18 protein-coding genes are annotated in these 21,535 nt (G+C 57.3%); 14 read left to right on the top strand and 4 right to left on the bottom strand.

The genetic code is table 11. The features are described from left to right. Nucleotides 1-92: 92 nt before the first annotated feature. The 6 genes from LCH97_RS03380 to LCH97_RS03355 all read left to right on the top strand — a co-directional run bounded on the left by LCH97_RS03380 (nt 93) and on the right by LCH97_RS03355 (nt 7,893). Nucleotides 93-593: a molybdopterin-dependent oxidoreductase gene (locus tag LCH97_RS03380; RefSeq protein WP_227303398.1), complete on the top strand. Its 501-nt coding sequence runs from the start codon at nt 93-95 to the stop codon at nt 591-593. 140 nt (nt 594-733) lie between these two features. Further along, nucleotides 734-3,229, top strand: coding sequence for a response regulator (locus tag LCH97_RS03375; protein WP_227303397.1), 2,496 nt, complete (start codon nt 734-736; stop codon nt 3,227-3,229). A gap of 430 nt (nt 3,230-3,659) precedes the next feature. Further along, nucleotides 3,660-4,880, top strand: coding sequence for an integrase arm-type DNA-binding domain-containing protein (locus tag LCH97_RS03370; RefSeq protein WP_227303395.1), 1,221 nt, complete (start codon nt 3,660-3,662; stop codon nt 4,878-4,880). 227 nt (nt 4,881-5,107) lie between these two features. Then, nucleotides 5,108-5,683 (top strand): AlpA family transcriptional regulator, encoded by a 576-nt coding sequence (locus tag LCH97_RS03365; protein ID WP_227303394.1) that lies wholly within the window; start codon nt 5,108-5,110, stop codon nt 5,681-5,683. A 72-nt stretch (nt 5,684-5,755) separates the two neighbouring features. Then, nucleotides 5,756-6,640, top strand: coding sequence for a helix-turn-helix domain-containing protein (locus LCH97_RS03360; RefSeq protein WP_227303393.1), 885 nt, complete (start codon nt 5,756-5,758; stop codon nt 6,638-6,640). A 173-nt stretch (nt 6,641-6,813) separates the two neighbouring features. Then, nucleotides 6,814-7,893, top strand: coding sequence for a phage/plasmid replication protein, II/X family (locus LCH97_RS03355; RefSeq protein WP_227303392.1), 1,080 nt, complete (start codon nt 6,814-6,816; stop codon nt 7,891-7,893). A 523-nt stretch (nt 7,894-8,416) separates the two neighbouring features. Here the strand turns inward: LCH97_RS03355 and LCH97_RS03350 are convergent. Continuing rightward, complete coding sequence (locus LCH97_RS03350) at nt 8,417-8,860, bottom strand: helix-turn-helix domain-containing protein (protein WP_227303391.1); 444 nt, start codon at nt 8,858-8,860, stop codon at nt 8,417-8,419. Nucleotides 8,861-9,030: 170 nt separating this feature from the next. Between LCH97_RS03350 and LCH97_RS03345 the strand changes: the two genes are divergently transcribed. The 8 genes from LCH97_RS03345 to LCH97_RS03310 all read left to right on the top strand — a co-directional run bounded on the left by LCH97_RS03345 (nt 9,031) and on the right by LCH97_RS03310 (nt 16,736). Then, on the top strand, nt 9,031-9,879 hold the full coding sequence (locus LCH97_RS03345; protein WP_227303389.1) for an alpha/beta fold hydrolase: 849 nt from the start codon (nt 9,031-9,033) through the stop codon (nt 9,877-9,879). A 45-nt stretch (nt 9,880-9,924) separates the two neighbouring features. Beyond that, nucleotides 9,925-10,923 carry an NADP-dependent oxidoreductase gene (locus LCH97_RS03340; RefSeq protein ID WP_227303388.1) on the top strand — a complete coding sequence of 333 codons (999 nt, stop codon included), beginning with the start codon at nt 9,925-9,927 and terminating at the stop codon, nt 10,921-10,923. A gap of 50 nt (nt 10,924-10,973) precedes the next feature. After that, the gene (locus LCH97_RS03335) at nt 10,974-11,756 is read left to right on the top strand and encodes an SDR family oxidoreductase (protein WP_227303387.1); all 783 of its coding nucleotides are present in this window, start codon (nt 10,974-10,976) and stop codon (nt 11,754-11,756) included. Between the two features lie 56 nt (nt 11,757-11,812). Continuing rightward, nucleotides 11,813-12,880 carry an alkene reductase gene (locus tag LCH97_RS03330; protein WP_227303385.1) on the top strand — a complete coding sequence of 356 codons (1,068 nt, stop codon included), beginning with the start codon at nt 11,813-11,815 and terminating at the stop codon, nt 12,878-12,880. Between the two features lie 117 nt (nt 12,881-12,997). After that, entirely contained in the window at nt 12,998-13,852 is an 855-nt protein-coding gene (locus LCH97_RS03325) for an SDR family oxidoreductase (protein ID WP_227303384.1), read from the top strand. 227 nt (nt 13,853-14,079) lie between these two features. Continuing rightward, nucleotides 14,080-15,090 carry an aldo/keto reductase gene (locus tag LCH97_RS03320; RefSeq protein WP_227303383.1) on the top strand — a complete coding sequence of 337 codons (1,011 nt, stop codon included), beginning with the start codon at nt 14,080-14,082 and terminating at the stop codon, nt 15,088-15,090. A 323-nt stretch (nt 15,091-15,413) separates the two neighbouring features. Continuing rightward, a complete protein-coding gene (locus LCH97_RS03315) occupies nt 15,414-15,707 on the top strand; it encodes a hypothetical protein (protein ID WP_227303382.1) in 294 nt (97 codons plus the stop codon). Nucleotides 15,708-15,785: 78 nt separating this feature from the next. Beyond that, a complete protein-coding gene (locus LCH97_RS03310) occupies nt 15,786-16,736 on the top strand; it encodes a site-specific integrase (protein ID WP_227303381.1) in 951 nt (316 codons plus the stop codon). 122 nt (nt 16,737-16,858) lie between these two features. On the opposite strand, the gene LCH97_RS03305 is transcribed toward LCH97_RS03310, so the two are convergent. From LCH97_RS03305 to LCH97_RS03295, 3 genes are all read right to left on the bottom strand, one after another. After that, on the bottom strand, nt 16,859-17,770 hold the full coding sequence (locus LCH97_RS03305) for a hypothetical protein (RefSeq protein ID WP_227303379.1): 912 nt from the start codon (nt 17,768-17,770) through the stop codon (nt 16,859-16,861). A 73-nt stretch (nt 17,771-17,843) separates the two neighbouring features. Continuing rightward, nucleotides 17,844-18,776 carry an IS5 family transposase gene (locus LCH97_RS03300; protein WP_227301451.1) on the bottom strand — a complete coding sequence of 311 codons (933 nt, stop codon included), beginning with the start codon at nt 18,774-18,776 and terminating at the stop codon, nt 17,844-17,846. Nucleotides 18,777-19,302: 526 nt separating this feature from the next. Beyond that, on the bottom strand, nt 19,303-21,531 hold the full coding sequence (locus tag LCH97_RS03295; protein WP_227303378.1) for a DEAD/DEAH box helicase: 2,229 nt from the start codon (nt 21,529-21,531) through the stop codon (nt 19,303-19,305). Nucleotides 21,532-21,535: the final 4 nt, after the last annotated feature.

Here is a 21,535-nt window from a genome sequence, read left to right as displayed (position 1 = left end):
CAAGCAAACACAGATATCTCGGTACTAACAGGGTGAATTTTAGTCGCTACAGTTCATAATGAAGTGCTTATTCACAACCAAGGAGCACAAGCATGTTGAAGTTTGCACGCACTTTGCTGGCCGCCGCGCTAGTTGTATCCTCAGCCAACGCCCTGGCTCTCGACAAGCCAGCCGGCCGCCCTATCCTCACCGTATCGGGTCTGATTGCCGAAAAAAATGCCGGCAATGATGCACAGTTTGACGCGGCTATGCTGGACAAGCTGCCACAACAAAAAATGACGGTAGAAACACCTTGGTATAAAACAGCACAGACCTTCGAAGGGCCACTTTTCCGTGATGTCCTGAAAGCCACCGGTGCAAAAGGGAAAAAGTTGTATGTTGTCGCGCTGAATGATTACGCAGCTGAAATCCCACTGGCCGACCTGGAAAAACATGATGTTATTCTGGCGCGAAAAATTAACGGCAAAGTACTTAACATCCGCGATAAAGGGCCACTATTCATCATGTACCCCTTTGACAAAAAACCTGAACTGCGCACCAAAGACATCTACTCGCGCTGCGTATGGCAGGTAAACCGCATCCGTGTGGAATAAGCCCGCACGGCTGCCGGAGTAAGCCGGTGTCCCTACGCCCAGCCAACCGTCGCGTCAGTAACCAGCTATGGTTGCTTGCCATTCTCATGGCAGCAGCCTTGCTGGTTGTTGGGCTGCTCTATCATCGGCAGCAGTCTGAAATGCAGCACTTCGCCGAGCAAGGTGAAGACAATATCGTCTGGGTTTACTCGCAGCTGGGTATCGATTACTACCGCACGCTGGGGGCGGCCAAGGTGGCGGTAGCTACCGGCCAGACACAAGACCTGGATGAGCTGCAACTGCGCTACGACATCCTGGTTTCACGTATTACCCTGCTGAGCGAATACCGCTACAGCCTGCTGTTCAAGAATGGGCAGTGGTATAACACGCAAATGTCGGCGCTCACCCGCCTGGTAGCGCACACCGACAAAAAACTGGCCAAAGGTGACGGCTACTTTACCCAACGCAGCGCTGGCGAACTGGTAGCAGACCTGGATGCCGTCATCGAAAACGTGCGCGAGCTCACTATCGGTGCCAACAGCCGGCTCACGGAGCAGGCCAACGAGAGCAATCGCAGCCTGCAAAGCATCAATACTACGGTCGCTGCCACTGCTGCCATCCTGATGCTGGTGGCCAGCCTGATAGCAGCCCTGGCCTACCGTAACCTGTCACACAGCGAAAGGCGCCGCGAAGAAGCCGAGCTGCTGAGCCGTGAACTGGACCAGGCACTGGCGCAGGCCGAGGCTGCCAACGAGGCCAAGAGCGCGTTTCTTGCCAATATGAGCCATGAGATCCGCACCCCGATGAATGGCGTCATCGGCATGACCGAGCTGACGCTCGACACCGAACTTACCGCCGAGCAACGCGAATACCTGGAGCTGGTCAAATCTTCGGCCGACTCACTGCTGATCATCATTAATGACATCCTGGACTTCTCCAAGATCGAAGCCGGCAAAATGACTATCGAGGCGGTGCCCTTCTCGCTGCGCGACCTGATCAGCCAAACCGTCTACCCCTTTGCACTACGCGCCAGCAACCAGCCTCTGGAGGTAGTTTGCCGTATCTGCCCTGTGCTGCCGGACCGGGTCATCTCCGACCCCTCGCGGCTACGGCAGATACTGAACAACCTGATCGGCAATGCCATCAAATTTACCCATAGCGGCGAAATCGTACTGACCGTAACGGGAGATATCCAGGGAGATGGCTGCCTGTTGCTGGACTTTTCCGTGCGCGATACCGGCATTGGCATCCCGCAGGAAAAACAGCAACTTATCTTTGATGCCTTCGCCCAGGCCGACAACAGCACCACGCGCCGTTACGGCGGCACGGGGCTGGGGCTGTCCATCACCCAGAAGCTGGTACGGCTACTGGGTGGCCATATCAGCGTACAAAGTACCCCGGGTGTCGGTTCGGACTTCCACTTCAGCGTGCCGATGCAGCTAGCCGCCGAGCAACCCGCACAACCCGCGCCAACCGAGCTGGCCGATATGCCGGTACTCGTGGTGGATGACAACCCTACCAATCGCAGCTGGCTGGAAGCCATGCTGAAAAACTGGTCGATGCGGCCAACCCTGGCCGGCGATGGTTTCGAGGCGCTGGCGCTGCTGGCACAGCACCCCTACCCGCTGGTGTTACTGGATGGCCACATGCCCGGCATGTCTGGCTTTGACGTTGCACTCCAGATTCGCGAAGACCGGCGTCGTGCTACCGTCATCATGCTGACCTCTTCCGGCGAACGCGGCGACGCAAAGCGTTGCCAAGCGCTGGGCATTCGCGGCTATCTCACCAAGCCGGTATCACAAGACGAGCTGCTAACCACCATCCGGCTATTGCAAAACCCGGGCAATACCACCGCCACTACCGAGCTGGTGACCCGTCATACAGTGCGCGAGCTGGGGCATAGCCTGGATATCCTGCTGGCAGAAGACAACCCGGTAAACCAGAAACTGGCTGTGACCATCCTGCACCGCCGTGGTTACCGCGTTACCGTAGTCAACAACGGGCAAGAAGCACTGGACGCCATCGCTGCCGCCCATTTCGACCTGGTACTGATGGATATGCAAATGCCGGTGATGGATGGCATGGAAGCCTGCCAGCATATCCGCGCCATGCAGGCCGCTGGCACGCTGGCACCCTTGCCCATCATAGCGCTCACCGCCAATGCCATGAGCGGGGACAGGGAGCGCTATCTGCAAGCCGGCATGGATGGCTATATCAGCAAACCGATCGATGCCACCCGCACCCTGGAAGAAATCCATCGCGTGCTAGGTGACTCGCACACAGCAGCAGCATCCCTGCCGCCCGAACAAGACAGCACGCCCGTATTCCAGTACGAACAGGCACTGAAAAACTGTGACGGTGACGAAACCTTCCTGCCGCTCCTGCTCGCCGCATTTCTTGACGATATGCCGGTACGGCTGGCTGAGCTGCGCCAGGGCCTGCAACAAGGCGACCTGCCAGCCATCATCATGGCGGCACACACACTCAAAGGCAGCTGCCTGTCCATTGCAGCCCTGCAGTTGGCCGCACACTGCCGGCTGATGGAAACGGCGGCCGACGAAGGCCGGCTGGCCGATGCCGTGGCGAATCTGCCCGAGCTGGAAGCCTGTAGCGTGGCACTTACTACCACACTACAACCCCACCTCAACCACGCCTGACAACACCGCCAGAAAGCGCTCATATCTTCTTTAGCATGACAGCCCACACCGCAACGGGAACTGCATGGGCACGACTGATACCTCGCACGTGCGGCGCAGCAAACTCGGGGCTCACCGCACGCCAGCAAGACGGGCACCCTTGCGAAACTCCAAAATCAACCGACAAAAGCAAAACCCCCGCAAACCCTTGCCAGTGCTTGATTTCTCAATACTGGCTTGATGTTTGCGGGGGTTAAATTTTGGCGGAAGCGGTGTCGATTTTACTCAAGTGCGCCATCATCCATTTTGCTGTTTTGTTGCGCAAATTCAACAGCTTGTGCGGGGGGATGGATTCCGCCATTTTCCGCTCAAAACCGCCGTCAGCCGTGCAGATTTGATATGTGATTTGATAGTAAGGCGCTCCTTTCAACCTGCAGGCATGGTGACAAAGATGGCCAGAAACAAACTCACGGATACCCGAATTCGCGCACGGATCAAACAGATTGAGCAACTCGCTTTTTCTACCCCAAAGAACGCCTTGCTCGGTGATGGCGAGGGCTTGTACCTCAGTATCAATAAGAATGGAGCGGCCAGTTGGCTGTTTCGCTACATGGATACTGGCAAGGCCAAGTCGGTGGGGCTGGGGGCGTACCCGGCGACCACTTTGCAGTTAGCCCGCGAATTGGCGCAGCAGTTGCGGGAAGCTCGCGCTCGGGGCGAAGACCTGGCTGCACATCGTAAGCCAAGCCAGCCTGTCGCAGCCGCGCCCGTATCGATCTCTAGAACGTTTCGCGACTGCGCCGAAGCCTATATCGCGTTGGCGCGGCCCGGCTGGCGCAATGCCAAGCATGCCCAGCAGTGGTCGAACTCTCTTGCCCAGTATGCTTATCCGGTGTTTGGGGACTTGCTCATTACCGACATCGACAGTGGTATGGTGGTTGCGGTGCTAGAGCCGATTTGGCAGGACAAGACCGAAACTGCCACCCGCTTACGGGGCCGCATCGAAACCATCATGGATTGGGCCTCGGCCAACGGTTTTCGCCAAGGCGACAATCCGGCTCGCTACAAAGGCTTGCTGGAGCACCGCTTGCCCAAACTGCGGGCTGATCGTAGAAGGCATTTCGCCTCGCTGCCCTACGACGAGCTACCCGGCTTTCTGACTCGCTTGCGTGAAGACGATGGCGTCAGCCGGCTTGCGCTGGAGTTTTTGATTTTGTGTGCGTCACGCACTGGAGAGGTGGTGGGCGCACGTTGGGACGAAATCGACTTCGATAAGAAGATGTGGACCATTCCCAAGCAGCGCATGAAAGCGGGTGTTGCCCACCGTGTACCACTGAGCGAGCGGGCGCTGGAGATTTTGCATTGCGTGCGTGGTTTTAGCGGCCCGACGTTTGTGTTTGGCAATGCTCGGAAGGACAAGCCGCTGTCGAATATGGCGATGTCCATGCTGCTGCGGCGGCTGGGCTATGCAGATATCACCGTGCACGGTTTCAGATCGACCTTCCGCTGCTGGGCGGGCGAACAGACCAGTTACCCGTTCGAGGTCTGCGAGCAAGCTTTGGCGCATCGGCTGCCGGACGCAGTAGCGGCTGCGTATCTGCGCTCTGACTTCTACGACAAGCGTGTCAGTCTGCTGGCGGACTGGCAGGTGTATTGTTTATCGCAAGGCTGAGGCTGCATTGACAAACCGCCCTGCGCGGGCAAAGAATACTTCCGACATCCATACGGATGTCTTTGAATCGACACTGCTTTATTGTCGAGGCGCTCCTTCAGCACGGCTGAAGCATGGCTTGAATCCGCTGCAGTAGCGGGCAGGACCGAATGACGCCAACTAACCCTAACCGGGCTGGTTGGCGTTTGTCATTCTGGCCCCCGTAACCCCACTGCAAAGGAAACACCATGTCCCATTCCGCCAAACCCGCCACCCTGCGGCCAACCTTGCGCCGCGACGTCATCATGGCCCGTATTGCACAAAGCCCTGCCGGTACTGTGGTACTGGTCAGTGCCGAGTACGCGGCGCTGTTCAAACCGGTACCGCAAGATGGCCGCCGCTATATCGTGCAAGACCCGGTACGCCCCAGCTTGCACCATGACGTATCGCCTGATGGTAGCCACACGATACTGGACCCGCATCGCCATGCCGTGCCGGTGCGCATCCGCCACCACGATGGCACCCCTGTCAAGAAGCCGCCACGTTACGCCAGCCGTCTGACGGTGAGCTGCGCACCACCGCTTGCGCCCGACACGCCACCGCCCTTGCGCCTGATTACCCTGGCCCGCGTCACCGAGATCATCGGTTTCAAGAAGAGTTTTGTGTATGAACAGCCAGACTTCCCGGAGCCGATTCGCTTGGGCAGCAGCCGTCGTGCGGCCGTGCGCTGGGTAGAAGCGGAGGTGGTCGCCTGGGCGGCCAAGCTGATGGCGCGTCGTAGTACCGCCGCGCAGCAGGCTACCTCCGCACAGGAGGACGCGTGATGGCATCGCCCCAAAGACGAGTTTCATCGTGTCAGCCAGTTTCAACTCAGCACGCTGGACGAGTTGGCCGCCTTGGCCCGGCACACCCCGCCGTACCTGATGCAGGGTTTGATCTACCCCGGCGAGATCACGGTGTTCCGGCACCAGCCCGGTGCGGCGTGGCGCGAGTTCATGTATCTGCTGGCGCGTTCACTGGCATCCGACGTCGATTTGGGGCCGTTTCAGACCCAAGGTGCGGTTGATACCTTGCTGCTGGTGAGTAATGGCCTGCTGCCCGCCGATGCCGCCTACGTGGCCGCACTGCAAAGCTACGATGCGGATTGGACGGCCACCGATACGCGCCAGCACCTACACCTCTATCACCGCGCTCAGCAACAAGACGAGTCGGTACTGTTAGATAGCGCAGAAGGCCGCAACGCCTTGCTGGCAACGCTGCGGCCCGGTACCAAGGCGGTGATCGTGGATGACATGCTGAGCTGGTTCAGTGACCGCAAGTCGCCACCTCACGACAAAGTGCGCGTCGAGTTGGTGCTCCAAGACCTGAACAAGCGCGGTATCGCCTTGGTGCTATTTGCGGCTAGCGGCAAAACGGGGGACCGCTTTTGTCAGCAGCATCTGGCACATCGTATGCACGAGGTCTGCCTGACGCCCGATACGTGTGCGCCGGCGGAGATTGGCGGCGGCTTGCGCCTGCAGCGAACGCATCGCGGGCTGCACGAGCCCTTGCCGCGTTGCATCCAGTGGTGGTGGCTGGTGAAAGAAGGCGAATTCCACACCGGCTGGCAGATTCCGGAGCCGGAAGACGAGCGTACCGCCAAGCAGGTAGCGTTGGCCGAGCGCCAGTTGCTGATCCGCCAGTACGCCGCCGCGGGCTGGCGGCAGCGCGAAATCGCCAAGTGCCTGGGCATTCATCAGTCCACGGTGGCGCGTACGCTGGGGCGTGGCGGGCAACGCTGAGCACCGTTGATGCAGGCGGCGGTGTCTGATGCATCGTCCGCATGCATGCATATTTGCATCAAACGGACCACAGCGAGGTTGGCCGCATTGGCATGCCAACCGCTATACCACATCAGATTTGTACGCAATTTGAACATGTCACGCACCAACCAGGCCCTCAAGCCCTCTCTATCATGTTCACCTCTACACCCAGCATCACCAGCACCCAGCCAGCCAATATCCACATCGACCGTTTCCGGGTTACCGGACCCTGCACGCATAGCGTGCTGGGCGGTGGCCAGTGGGAGTACATCGACTTTGATAGCGGTGAAATCCGCCACGCCGGCAACGGGTTAAACGGTAAGCTCGATCACCCCGACAGCCAGTTCTATGTCCGCTCGCGCAGCGTACGCGCCGGCATGGCAGGCCAGCTGGAAATCCACGTGTGCCCACCCAAGCTGCTGCAGCGTCACAATGTGTTCGGGCACGGCAATCTGCATGATTACGTCTGCCGCATCTTTGATCTGCTGACCCACCGCTACCACATCACCGTCGACCCGCGAGAGCGGCAGTACTGGCTGGACGGCTTGTACTGGCTTACCGAAGTCCACCTCACCGCCAACTTTGCCTGCCAGCGCGAGCTGCTGCAGCCCATCATCGATGCGGTGGACCAGCACCATGGCAAGGGCAAGCACCGCAATGGTGATAGCGAAATCAGCCTGGGCTTTACCCGCAAACGCCGCAGCACCCACCACGTGCTCACCCTCTACGACAAGTACCAGGAGCTGCAGCAACACTGGCGCACGCCCGGCCCGCTACAGCAGCGCATTCTGGCCGACTTCCGTGACGCACTGCGGGTGGAACTCAAGCTGTACTCGCAAGGGCTGGCGTACCTGAAGCTGCAAAGCGGCCGTGCGTGGTGGGACCTCGACCTCGCCGAGCTGTACTTTCGCGGCCTGCGCCACTACCGCCTGCGCCACGCCATCCAGCGCCTGCTCACCGACGACGAACTCGTCATGCTGACCTTGCCCGAACGCAACGTGTACGAAGCCTGGCTACACGGGCGCGACGTCAAATCCTTGTTCCGTAGCCGCAGCAGCGTGCACAAGTACGTGGGCAGCATCGAGCGCAAGACCGGTATCAACATCCTCAGCCACCGCCGCCCAGAACGCTTGCCCGCCGTCGATCTGGCCGAGTTGTTTAGTCCCGGTAACGTGCTGCCAGTACCCGCTTGGGCACACGGTACCGCGTGCTACGTACCGCCGCTCGGCTAAGCCAGCCCGCCGCGCCCCACGGCAATTTGCTGATTGTCATTGGCGATACAAGGAGAAAACCATGACCGTCCGCTTATGCCGCTGGGGCAACTCAACCGGCCTACGCTTGCCCGCAGCCTTGTTGCAAGTAGCAGGGTTGGCCGCAGGCCACTACGTTTCCATCCGCTTGCTGGATAACGGAGACATTCGTGTGCGACCGGTAGGGCCGGCTTGCCCCGCCGAAAGCACCGAACCCGCTGCTACGACAACCGACACTGCAGAGTGGGGAGGTGACCAATGGTAAGCCTGCCAAAAACAAACCCGGCACCGACCAAGGCCAGTACCGGGCTGTATTGCTGCTACCTGTGCTTGTGGTTACTGCTGCTTGTGGGAGATAGGTGTTGGTAGGCTGGTTGTCGGCCAAAGCGGAACTTCAGGTCTTCGCTAAAAGATGGCTGCTTCTAGTTAGAAAGCAGCCATCTCAAGCATCTACCACGGAGCGATTAATACTCTTGTATTGGCAGCGTGTTCATTGATGTTGCTGTCACCCTTCATCAGGCACAACCGCTCTCATCGGTCGCGTCCCGATCTTTGCGCCCGTCACTTCATCTACCGCAATCGCTTGAATTTCAGTCCCGGTTTCTGCATCGAAGAACTGCGTCAGCTTTCCCCCTCCCCGGTACTTGCGGCCCCACGCGCCAATCATGAACAGCACCGGCAAAAAGTCACGGCCGGCATCCGTCAGCAAATACTCCTCGCGCGGCGGGTGTTCCGAATAGCGCCGCTTTTCCAATAGCCCTTCCTCGGTCAGCGTCGCCAGCCGGCGCGTCAGCATGGTGGGGGCGATGCCCAGGCTTTTGCGGAACTGGTCAAAGCGGGTAAGGCCGGCATGGGCGTCCCGCAGGATCAAGATGCTCCACCCATCGCCCGCAACGGTGAGGCTGCGGGAGATCGGGCATGGGCTTTCATAGCTATTTTTCGTGTCCATACTATTTTGATAGTGACTTATCTGGAAATTGGTAGTATTGTTCGTATCGCTTTGATACTAACACCTCGTGGATGAGCAATCCACTGGCCGGGAGAGTTTTGATGGGCACAAACCAAGCCACTACCGCATCCGCCACCAAGACATTGGCGGATAAGCACCCTGTGCATGTCATGCAGCCAATACACCAAGGGCAATGGAAGGATGTGCCCACCCGCACGATTGACGTTCACGGCGTGGCTTTCGCCTACCGCGAGCTCGGCCCGGATTCCGGCGTGCCGGTCATTTTTTTCCACCATCTGATGGCAGTGCTGGACGACTGGGACCCGCGCGTTATCGATGGCATTGCCAAACAGCGCCGGGTCATCGCCTTCGATAACCGCGGGGTCGGTGCGTCGGGTGGTGCGGTACCGGATAGCGTAGAAGAGATGGGGCGCGATGCCATCCTGTTCATCCGTGCCATGGGTTTCCAGAAGGTGGACCTGCTCGGCTTCTCGCTGGGGGGCGGTGTGGCGCAAATGGTGGCGCTGCAGGCGCCCGAGCTGGTGAGGCGGATCGTGCTGGCCGGCACCGGGCCGCGGGGCGGCGGCGGTATCGAAGCGGTAACCAAGGTTGCCGCCGTGGCCTACCTCAAGGCGGCGTTGACTTGGCGTGATGCAAGACACTTCCTGTTCTTCCCGCGTACGCCAGAAGGCAAACGCGCAGCCAAAGACTACTTTGCTGCGCTGGCAGAACGCACCCAAGACCGCGACAAACCCATCTCTCTACAAGCAAGGCGCGCGCAACTGAAGGCCATCAAAGCCGCGGGGCTGGGAGCGCCGGATGACCTGTCGCAGATCACGCACCCCGTTTTCATCGCCAATGGCGATAACGATCTCATGGTGGCCAGCCAGCACTCGGCAGACATGGCTCGTCGCCTGCCCAATGCCAAGCTCACGCTGTACCCGGATTCGGGGCACGGCGGCGTATTCCAGTATCACCGGGTCTTTGTACCCGCCGTGCTGGCCTTCCTCGCGGACTAATCCGTGCCGGCCAACATCTACCGACTCGACAGGGACCCTCACCACATGAAAGCGCTCACCTTCAAACGCTACGGCAAATCACCCGACATCGCGCTGCGCGATGTCGCCCGCCCCACCCCCAAAGACGACGAACTGCTGGTACAGGTACACGCTGCCGGCCTGAACCCGATCGACAACATGATCCCGACCGGCATGTTCAAGCCGGTGATGCATTTCCAGCTGCCCGCCATCCTCGGCAGCGACCTGGCCGGCGTGGTGATAGAGGTTGGCCGCAAGGTCACCCGTTTCAAGCCGGGCGATGCCGTGTTTGCCAGCATTTTCGACCAAGGCACAGGGGCGATTGCCGAGTTTGCCGTGGTGCCGGAGCACGCTGCCGCACTGAAGCCCGCCAATCTGGACTTCGTCCAGGCCGCATCGATCCCGATGGTTGGCCTCACCTCCTGGCAAGCGCTGAAAGAACGCGCCCATCTGCAAGCCGGCCAGAAAGTGTTCATCCCGGCCGGGTCGGGCGGTATCGGCACCTTTGCCATCCAGCTGGCCAAACACCTGGGCGCACGGGTTGGCACTACGGTCAGCAAGGGCAATATTGAGCTGGTGCGTAGCCTAGGGGCCGACGAGGTCGTTGACTACAAGCAGCACGCGTTCGAGACACAGCTGCATGGCTACGACGCGGTGTTGGGCAGCGTGCGGGGCGACACCATCGAGAAATCCCTTTCCATCCTCAAGCCGGGCGGCAAGATCGTCTCGCTGATTGGCCCGCTGGACGCCGCATTCGCGCGGGCAAGGGGCTTGAACGTTGTGCTGCGGCTGGTCTTCGGCCTGATGAGCCGCAAGATCATGCGCTTGGCGAACCAGCATAGCGTGAGCTACGGCTTCCTCTTCGTACGCCCGGATGGTGCGCAACTGCATCAAATCGGCCAGCTACTGGAAACCGAACGCATCCGGCCCGTCATCGACAAGGTGTTCCCGCTGTCGGAGGCCAGGGAAGCGCTTGCCTACCTGGCGCAGGGCCATGCCAAGGGCAAAGTGGTCGTCAAGATGTAACGGCTTTTGCGCCCCCTTCATCAGAACAATCGATACGAAAGAAAACTGCCATGACCATGCTTCCTACCGTCTTGATTACCGGTGCTTCCAGCGGCATCGGTGCCACCTATGCCGAACGCTTTGCCCGTCGCGGCCATGATCTGGTCCTCGTTGCGCGTGACAAAGCACGCCTGGCAACGCTGGCGGCACGCCTGCGTACCGAATGCAAGGTGGCAATTGAGGTACTTCCTGCGGATTTGACCCGCCAAGCGGACTTGGCGGCCCTGGAGGACCGGCTGCGCCAAGACGAGCGCATCGGCATCTTGATCAACAACGCCGGCATCGCGCAGTCGGGTGGCTTCTTGACGCAAACCGCCGACGCTATCGAAGGCCAGATCAGGCTCAACACCCTCGCCCCCACCCGACTTGCCGCCGCGATTGCCCCCCGCCTGGCTCAGGCAGGGAGCGGCGCCATCGTCAACCTGGGCTCGGTAGTGGGCTTTGCCCCCGAGTTCGGCATGTCGGTCTACGGCGCCAGCAAAGCCTTCATCCTGTTTTTGTCACAAGGCTTGCACCTGGAGCTTTCCCCCAAGGGCGTCTACGTACAAGCCGTATTGCCAGCCGCTACCCGCACCGAAATCTGGGAACGCGCCGGCATGGATGTCAACGCGCTTCCGGAAGTGATGGAGGTGGGCGAGCTGGTTGATGCCGCACTGGTCGGCTTCGACCGCCGAGAGCTGATCACCATCCCGCCGCTTCATGTTGCCGAACGATGGGATGCCCTGGACGGCGCGCGCCAAGGTTTGATGTCGGATATCCGGCAAGCCCATGCCGCAGAACGCTATCAGCGGTAACACGGTGCAACGCACCCACCTAATCGCCACATCAATCGAATATCGAGGTAATTGCCATGACCAATATGCTATTTAGCCCGACCCGGCTGGGTAGTCTCACACTGAAAAATCGCATCGTGATGGCACCACTGACACGTAGCCGTGCCATCGCGAATCTGCCAAATGCGCTGATGGCGCAATACTACGGCCAGCGGTCCGGTGCGGGGCTGATTATTACAGAGGGGACGTCACCGTCACCCAATGGCCTGGGTTATGCGCGTATTCCTGGCTTATTCAATGAAGATCATGTGCAGGGCTGGAAGCTTGTAACCGATGAAGTCCATCAAGCGGGCGGCAAGATTTTTGTTCAATTGATGCATACCGGTCGCGTCAGCCATCCGGCCAATATGCCCGAGGGTGCCAAGGTGCTGGCCCCCTCACCCATTGCCGTGCCGGGTGAGATTTGGACCGTCACGAGCGGTATGCAGCCACATCCTGTCCCCAAAGAAATGAATGAAGAGGATATTGCCAATAGCATTGCCGAATATGCCGAATCGGCCAAACTTGCCCTGCAGGCCGGCTTCGATGGTGTCGAATTGCATGCCGCAAACGGCTATCTGATCGACCAGTTTCTCAATACAGCGTCCAACCAGCGCCAGGATCGCTGGGGTGGCACGGTTGAAAACCGCATCCGCTTTGCGGTCGAGGTCGCCAAGGCAACGGTGGCCGCCATTGGTGCCGAGCGGGTCGGTATGCGCATCTCGCCCTATGGTGTTTTCAACTCCCAGCAAGCAGATGCCGAGATGGACGCGCTGTATCTGAGCTTGCTAGACGAATTGAACACGCTCGGCCTGCTTTATATCCACGTCGTGGATCACAGCGCCATGGGGGCGCCGGAAGTCAGCCCCGCCTTGAAAGCAGTGCTTCGTAACGTGTTCGCCGGGCAATACATTCTTTCCGGTGGCTATGATGCCACCCGCGCCGAGGCCGATCTCATTGCCAAACATGGTGATCTGGTGGCATTCGGTCGCGCATTCATCTCGAATCCGGATCTCGTCACCAAATTGCAGAGCGGACAGACGCTGTTAGAACCCGATTTTGCGACCTTCTACACCCCGGGTGCGCAGGGATATACCGATTATTAACCAGTACCCGGCGTAGATTCAGGTGCGGTTTGCCGGGGCTAAGCGCTACCGCCCCCCAAACCGCACATTGTTCCGATTCGGAAAAGTGTCTAGTCATTGCAAGAAAGGAAATCCCCCATGATCGTCATTACGGGCGCATCTGGCCAACTAGGCCGCTTGGTTATCGAAGCCCTGCTCAAAAAACTGCCAAGTCATGAAATTGTTGCTGCGGTACGCAACCCGGAAAAAGTAGCTGATTTGGCTGCCCGTGGTATCCAGGTACGCCAAGCCGATTACGATCAACCGGACAGTCTGGTCACGGCATTTGAAGGTGCGGACAAGCTACTGCTGATTTCCGCCAGCGAGGTTGGCCGCCGTGTGCCACAACATCGTGCGGTAATCAATGCGGCCAAGACGGCCGGGGTAGGCTTACTGGCCTACACCAGTCTTCTTCACGCAGATACCTCACCGTTGCCCCTCGCGACAGAACACCGGGAAACTGAAAGCTTGATCCACGCTTCAGGCCTGCCAGCAGTGATCTTGCGCAACGGGTGGTATACCGAGAACTACATCGCAAGCGTTCCGGCGGCACTGCAATATGGTGCGTTGCTGGGCTGCGCCGGCCAGGGGCGGATCTCTTCGGCAGCACGTGAAGATTATGCCGAAGCAGCCGCTGCCGTCCTGACGAAACCAGACCAGACTGGGCGCATTTATGAGCTGGCAGGCGATGAGTCTTTCACACTTGGCGAATTGGCTCACGAGATCTCACGCCAATCCGGACGAGAAGTGGCGTACCAGAACCTGTCAGCAAGTGAATTCCGCAGCGCTTTAGTCAACGCTGGTTTACCGGACGCTTTGGCCACCTTGCTGGCCGAATCCGATATCGGTGCATCAGAAGGCGGCTTGTTCGATCACGGTCAGCAACTGAGTGCCTTGATTGGGCGCCCGACAATCACGTTAAAAGAACACGTTAAGCGGGCATTGGCGCAGTAAATCAGCTACCAGGTGATTCAATCGGGCTGATTTCGAATTCGTGGTCGCGCTTACCCTAGTACGAACGAATTTTCCAGATCAGGGCACTGGATGCAACAGAGCATATTCAATCTTGGCTTACGGCTGGCAGTCGATAGACGAACGTCATTCCCCCTGGCGCTGCTTGGTGGGATAAGCGCCTACGGAAGCAGACGGGTTGACGTACGACGCACAATTAATGGAAAACCATGATGAAATACAATACGTTTGGCAAAACTGGGCTGCATGTATCACAAGTCGCGCTGGGTACCGGTAACTTCGGTACGGGTTGGGGATATGGTGCCGACCCGGATGTCGCCGCCGACATCTTCAACACTTATACCGAAGCTGGTGGCAACTTTATCGATGGCGCAGACGTTTATCAGTTTGGACAAGCAGAAGCGCTACTCGGAGAGCTACTAAAAGGACGACGTGAAGATTTTGTTCTGACAACGAAGTTTACCAACGGGGCGACACCTAACGCGAACCCGCTGGTCCTGGGCAATAGCCGTAAGGCCATGGTTGCCTCTGTAGAAGCAAGCCTGAAGCGGCTCAAGACAGACCGGATTGATATCTATTGGGCACACAACCCAGACGGTATTACGCCCATCGAAGAAATCGTGCGCGGCTTTGAAGACTTGGCACGTGCAGGCAAAATTCTGTATGCCGGCTTGTCAAACTTTCAAGCCTGGCGACTCTCCCGTGCCGTTACCTATGCAGAGTTGACCAACTCTGTTCCCATTGCAGCAGCCCAGTTTGAACATAGCTTGGTACATCGTGAGCCAGAAACGGATCTGTTCCCGGCATCACTTGCACTAGGTCTTGGCATCGTCACCTGGTCGCCGCTCGGGGGTGGCATGCTCACAGGCAAGTACCGACAAGGGGAAAAAGGACGCGCAGAAGGTTTCGGTGGGCGTGTTTTCCAGGCAGAAAACTCGACGCAACGCACACTGATCCTTGACACGGTCCTAGCTATTGCAGCCGAGCTAGGGGTGAGTGCTAGTCAGGTCGCCATCGCTTGGGCAGGGACACATGGTGCCGTACCCATTATTGGGCCACGGTCACAAGCCCAACTCAAAGATAACCTCGCTGCACTATCGTTGTCTCTGTCGAAGGAGCAAATTCACCGCCTTGATACGGTGAGTAGCTTGAACCCGTCCTCGCCAGCCAGGCTACCGATTTTTTGGGACGATAGCAGTCAGGCTATCCCTGTAGCTTAATCAGGTGCGCTGACCTGTTAGATAGCAGTGAGTCCCACTCGTTGTCAGCATAGATTCGTGGCCGCTTCCAAGAGAAAGCGGCCATTTTCATTAGCCCTTCGGCCATCTGCTTTGGCCGATGAGCGGGCACTCGCGCTTGCCTTCACCAAAGTCACACCGTCATCGCGCTATGGCTAATCGCCTGATAGCTTGAAGCTGCGGCAGTTTTTGCCGTGCCGCCAAGCGGTTACCGCATCATCACAAGCCAAGACGTTTACGCGTCTTGGCTTTTTGCATTTCTGCAACCGGTACCGCACGGCGGCCAACCTTTCAAGGAGCCAGCCATGCAAACCAAGCATCCTCAATCCTCACCACTCTTTTCTCTCGGCAGCGTCGTTGCCACTCGCGCCGTGTTCGATCACCTGACGGCCAACCAGCTCGACGCCAAGCCATTCTTACGGCGTCACCAGCGCGGCGATTGGGGCAATGTGCTGCCCGAAGATGCCGCTGAAAACGACTTTGCTGTGAAGAACGGCTTGCGCATCTTTTCCAGCTATCAGATGGCCGGTAAGCGCGTCTGGGTCATTACCGAAGCCGACCGCAGCGTCACCACTTTGCTGTTCCCTTGCGAGTACTAGCCAGCCAGCGGCCAGCGTGCCGCTTTATTGCGATGCGCTGACTAACGCAAACATAACATTCGAATTGATGACAAAGCCATGAAAAACGTGATTTTGACCACCGAACAGCAGGTGGATACAACAGATGAAAGCCTTGCACAGCCTGCCTATACGGCCGAAGAGTTGATGGCTGCGGCGCAGTCTCTTTCAACGAAACGGGAGTATGCCAATGATGTGCGGTACTTCTGCCGCGCGGGTGGTAGCATCCCGGCCACGCCTGAGCAATTGGTGCAGTACCTGGTATCCGTGGCCGGCAAACTGGCTGTGGCAACGCTAGAGCGCAGGCTGGTGGCCATTCATAAGGCCCACATCGACCAAGGCTACCCATCGCCGGTAAAGCACGCCTTGGTGAAGCGCACCATGCAGGGCATCAGGCGTACCTTTGGCAAACGGCAGCGCCGCGTTAAAGCCTTGGTGCGCGATGACTTGCTAGAGATTCTGTTCGCGCTGGGTGATCAACGGCCAATACGCGCAGCCCGAGACCAGGCCTTGATACTGGTTGGCTGGGCGGCGGCACTACGGCGCTCGGAGTTGGTGGCATTGCGGTGTGAGGATGTGACGGAGTACCCGGACGGGCTGGAGATACTGCTAAGGCGGTCTAAGACAGACCAAGAAGGCGTTGGCCGCACGTGCTTTATTCCATACGCGGGCGGCAATCGTTGCCCGGTGCTGGCCCTAAAGCATTACCGCGAAGTGGCCGGGATTAAAGACGGCTGGCTGTTCCGGGCGGTAGACCGCCACGAGAACGTGTCCACCACACCGCTTAGCGCCCAGTCGGTGGCGCTCATACTGAAAGAGGCGGTGAAGAAGGCTGGTGGCGACCCCAGCCAAGTGAGTGGCCACAGCTTGCGGGCCGGCTACTGCACTCAGGCAGCCATCGCCGGCCTGCAGCCGTGGCAAATACGAGAGCAAACCGGGCATACCAGCGACCTGATGCTGGCCAGATACATCAGGCCAGTGGCCAAGCGAAAGATACCGAGTTTGTTGTGAGGATAGAGGTAATTGTGACCTCCTGACCTCCTCCCGAAACCACTAAATGAAACCGCTCGGTTAGTCGGGATGAAGTCAGGGGAGTTAAGCCCAGCATGTCCTGCCGCAGATTTTGGCTCGACTCAGAAAGGAACATCGACTTCCATTGCGTTAGCTAGATCAACTAAGTAGATGATCTGGGAAGCGCATACAGCAAGTATGTACTCGGTCACTTCAACCGTTGCCTTTCCTCCGGTCGCACCGCCATGGGCAACACCGTCCCCGCCATTTCTGAGGGCGTATACACCATTCAGCGTTTGACAGATGGCTTTTGGCACTGAGACGTCAGTTGTTGAGCCTAGCCACTTGATCACGTCGCCAAGCGTTGAGGCCTTTGCCCCGGGGAACAGCGTCTTCGCCGCCGCTTCAACTGCGCACACTGCCTCTTTAACCGCATTTTCGTAGTCAGGCTTTGCTGGGTGGCGAAAGAACTGAAGTGCCTTGTCGAAGTGCTTACGGGCGCTCAGCAACTGTGGATCACCAAGTACGACTTGAGACTTGACCGTCACGCCTACCGTATGTTTGCGTCCGCGCCTGCGAACTGCTCCGTCAGTGAACTCATATGCGAGTCCTTCTTCTAGAAACAATCTCTGCAATTCTGCGGCGATATAACTCTGCGCATCCTTTCGTGAAACTTCGACCGTGTAGTTACCGTAGTTGTCCTCGAATCCGATGTCTTCTGGAAGATGGTTATACAGGCGTTCGCAAAAGTCGTACATCTTCTGCCAGTCGAGGCTTTTAAGCGCGACCTCGGTATCGTTGCGAGCTTGTTTTAGGCTGGTGGCAGATGATGAGTCATAAGTGATGAGCGGCAACCTACCAATTCTGTGAAGTTCACGAGCGATGATAGTCCAGTCTTGTACGTAACGCCGTTCTACGAGATCAAATAGCAGATGAAGAAGGCCGCTTCTGGCGGTGCCTGGGAAGGCTGCTTCTATCTGGCGGTGCTGCCCGCCGGCGCGTGCAGAGAACGGAGGTTGTGGCGACGATGTCATTGATTCTACGGCCTAACGTGGCTTTGTTGCACAAATCAGCCGTAGGTCGAACTACCCCAATCCCCAGACGGATTTATCCCATACGGACCGTTTGCGGCGTGCCCAGTGCTGTGAAGCGATTCAGAATCGCTGCACAGATTTGAAGCTCCGCTACTTGCCGGTCAAAGTCCCGTGACTTAACCCGATCTGCCAGCAATTTGAAACAGTGCATCTTCGTTTCGACCAAGCTGCGGCGATGGTAGCCACTCCACTTTTTCCAGAGCGCGCGCCCCAGATACTTCACCGCTCGTAGCGACTCATTGCGAGCCTGATTGCCCCGTAAATTCCCTTTCCAGAATTGGCCATTTCGACGTGGGGGAATGATGGCTGCCGCCCCACGCTCTGCAATCGCTGCGTAACATAGGCGTGTGTCGTACGCCCCATCCGTGGTGACGGTTACCAGTCCCTCTCCCGCCGGAATTTGCGATAGCAGCTCTGGCAGCATCGTGGCATCTCCAGTGCGATTGTCGGTCACTTCCATTGCCCGGATTTCCAGCGTTTGCGCATCTATGCCCAGATGCAGCTTGCGCCATTGGCGGCGGTAATCAGCGCCATGCTTTTTCACCTTCCACTCGCCTTCACCCATCATCTTGATGCCGGTGCTATCCACCAAGAGATGCAGACAACCTTGCTTTTTCTGTACCGGGATGCGGACTTGCAGGTCTTTCTGGCGGCGGGAAAGCGTGCTGAAGTCGGGGACGGCCCAGTCAAGGCCAGCCAGGCGCAACATACTTTCGACCATACCTGTGGCTTGCCGTAGCGCCAGGCCAAAGAGGCATTTGATGGTGAGACAGAACTGGATGGCAGCATCAGAAAAAGTTAGCTGCCGTCCCCGCCTGCCGGTAGCCGGTGCCAACCAGTTCATGCCTTTGTCGAGCCAGAGAAGGAGCTGCCCTCGTTGCTTGAGGGACTGGTTGTATGACTGCCAGTTGATGGTTTGGTACTTGGGAGGAAGGGGCTTGCTCATGCGGTCATTCTACCGGACGGACGCAAGCACTGATTTGTGCAACAAAGCCGCCTAACGTGAAAAGTACACCTATGCTGGTAGGCATTGATTTAATGGATATTAATTAATTAAGTGCTGAATTGTTTTTCATTTATCTTCGGTGGAACAAAGGTTGGCAGATCGCTTTATTTGAAACCTGGCCAGACTGCAGGTGGTCTTTTTCATCTCATCAGCTAATTTGCGGAGGTTAAATTACCCCACTTTGCTTTGCGGTTGAAATTACTAATAATGAAAATAACGGTTGGCGTGACCCATATTCGCAAAGCAGAAAATTAAAGAAATGGCGCTCCTGATTGACCGTGGCTTTTACAATATGAAAGCATGTGGCCAACTTGTAGCTTGAGTGAAATATTTCTGTAGCAGTTAGTCAGCCAATAAAGCGGTGAACAAACAATATGATTGATTATTTTTATGCCATGTTGGACTTTTGGAGGACCATAGTTGGAATTTCTTCTTTTCAAAGTTAACTGCCTAAAATATCTATTCTTTATAGGTTCTCTGCCCACATTGCCGCTGTAGCGAGATTCAAATAGCGACTTGAGTACGCCTTGTGCAGTAAAGAATCAGGGAGTGCCCAATCCCATTTCTCTCTTTGAAGGTTATCTCTTTCTGAAAACAGGTCAGAAAGGCGCTCTGGCTGAATCCCCTTTTTCAATGCTTGCACCATTTCATGAACACCTCGCTGACCTTTTTGCACCTCAACAAAGGGGCCGGCCAGCATGGCGTCAAAACCGTGATATCGCAGCAAACAAGTGATAGCTTCATTCACATCGTCACCGAACCAAGCTAACACAACTACGCTACTACCCAAGTCGAGGAACGCCGTATCGTGCAGTCCAAGCCGCCGGTAACTGTGACGAGCTTCCGCCAAAAATTGAGTGGCCATTGGGTCAAGATAGGCCGGTATGTCGTCAGCTTCCAGAAGCTCGCGCATGCGCTGTCTGACCTTGGAGTGTGTACGACCCGCTCCGCCGGAAAAAGCAGGAGCAACACCTCCGCGGGCTTTCTCTACAACAACGAGTTTTTCTTCCTCGTGTACCTCTTTTACCAGCCAGGTTCTACCACCAAATAGAATTCGCTGATTTTCGGTCAGCATCTGTGATACAGGTAGTGTTCCAAGCGTTCGGTTACCGCAAACAATGCGGAATTCTTCCTCAGAAGCAAATGCGGCAAAAAAGCTGTAGTGATTAACGAATGTTTCACCAAGCTGGCCGTGCAGGAGCAATCCAGATGACTCTTGAACCAATAGGTCTTTCTGTCCCATATGGCGAATCAGTGTGACAAACTCATCCTTACTAACGCCTGAGAAAGGGCAGCCAGGCGCACAGAGGCACCCATAGAGCTGACCAATGGTGGCGCCGCCATATTGTGCTACCACGGAAAGCACCTGCTGAATGAGTGTGGACAAATGCATACCATGCACGGCTGGTGGCTCAAACCAGCCCTCTATCAGCAGCGAAATCATCGCAATAGCCTGAATTGTATTTAAGCGCAGGTCGGTAGCCAGTGAGGACTGACCACCTAGAGCATTTTCGATGGTGTAGCCACGCAGGATGGCCGGCTCTCCTTTCCTGCGACCAGAGCGTCCTAAACGCTGACGTAAACTGGCAACCGAAGGTGGAGGGCCAATTTGCGCCACGCTCTTGACGGCTCCAATATCGATACCGAGCTCGAGCGTGTTCGTACAGATGGCTGAAGCGGGGCGCTCCTTCTGCTTCAGTGCAGCTTCGGTCTCCAAGCGTAACTCTTTGGACAAACTACCGTGGTGCGGCCAGAACTCGTTTGGCACAAGTTGTGCATCGCATAGCCGGTTGAGAAGGTAGGTGTAACGCTCTACCTCTCGGCGCGAGTTGGGGAAGATGAGGTTGTTGGTACCTCTCAGGCTTTTGAATAGATGTGCAGCGATGGCTGCAGGCATCTGGGGCTCGGGCGGTTCCTCATCATCCTCATCCGCAGTTTGCTCTCTGGCTTCATCGACAAAGACAGGCTTGGCCCGAACAACCAAGGGCTCCTCATAGCCTTTCAGAAGAATGCGTAACTCGCCACCTTCCGATTTTGAGACGACCATCGCCACGCCAGTGCTACCGCCAGGGCGAAGAAACTCCGCGGCTAGATTCATATCTCCCAGTGTCGCGGATAGTCCAATTCGCGGAACGGTTCGCTTGATAGCGATTTCAATTCGGTGCAACAGTGACTGCAGTTGTTTGCCCCGCTCCGAGCCGATGAATGCATGCAGCTCATCAATCACGAAGTAGGTCGCACGCTCGAACAGGGCTGCAACCGCGGTGCCTCGATTACACAGCTGTGCCTCCAGTGATTCTGGTGTAATGAGCAGTACACCGTGCCGTTGAGAAGCGAACTTGGCTTTGGTTGAAGCCGCAATATCACCATGCCAGGGCCACACCGGTATTTCTAGCTGCTCACAGAGACGCTCTAGTCGACCGAATTGGTCGTTGATAAGCGCCTTCAATGGGCTGACGTAAACAATAAGAGCCGGGGTCTCTTGCTGCAGGAGATGGGTGAGCGCAGGCAAGAACGCCGCTTCAGTCTTGCCTGCTGCAGTGGCTGCCGCCACGATGACGTCTCGGTCAGCCCCAACAATGAATGGAATGGCGGCCTCCTGAGCTTCGCGTAGTGCTTCCCACTGCTCTTGCCACAGAAAGCGTTGGATACGCTCATCCAGCAGGAAAAAAGAGTTGGAGGTGTGGGTCGTCATCAGG

Source organism: Vogesella sp. XCS3, from assembly GCF_020616155.1.
In the GTDB taxonomy this organism is placed as follows: Bacteria; Pseudomonadota; Gammaproteobacteria; order Burkholderiales; family Chromobacteriaceae; genus Vogesella.
The sequence above is the reverse complement of the archived record's forward strand: the minus strand, read 5'-3'. Positions and strand labels throughout refer to the sequence as shown.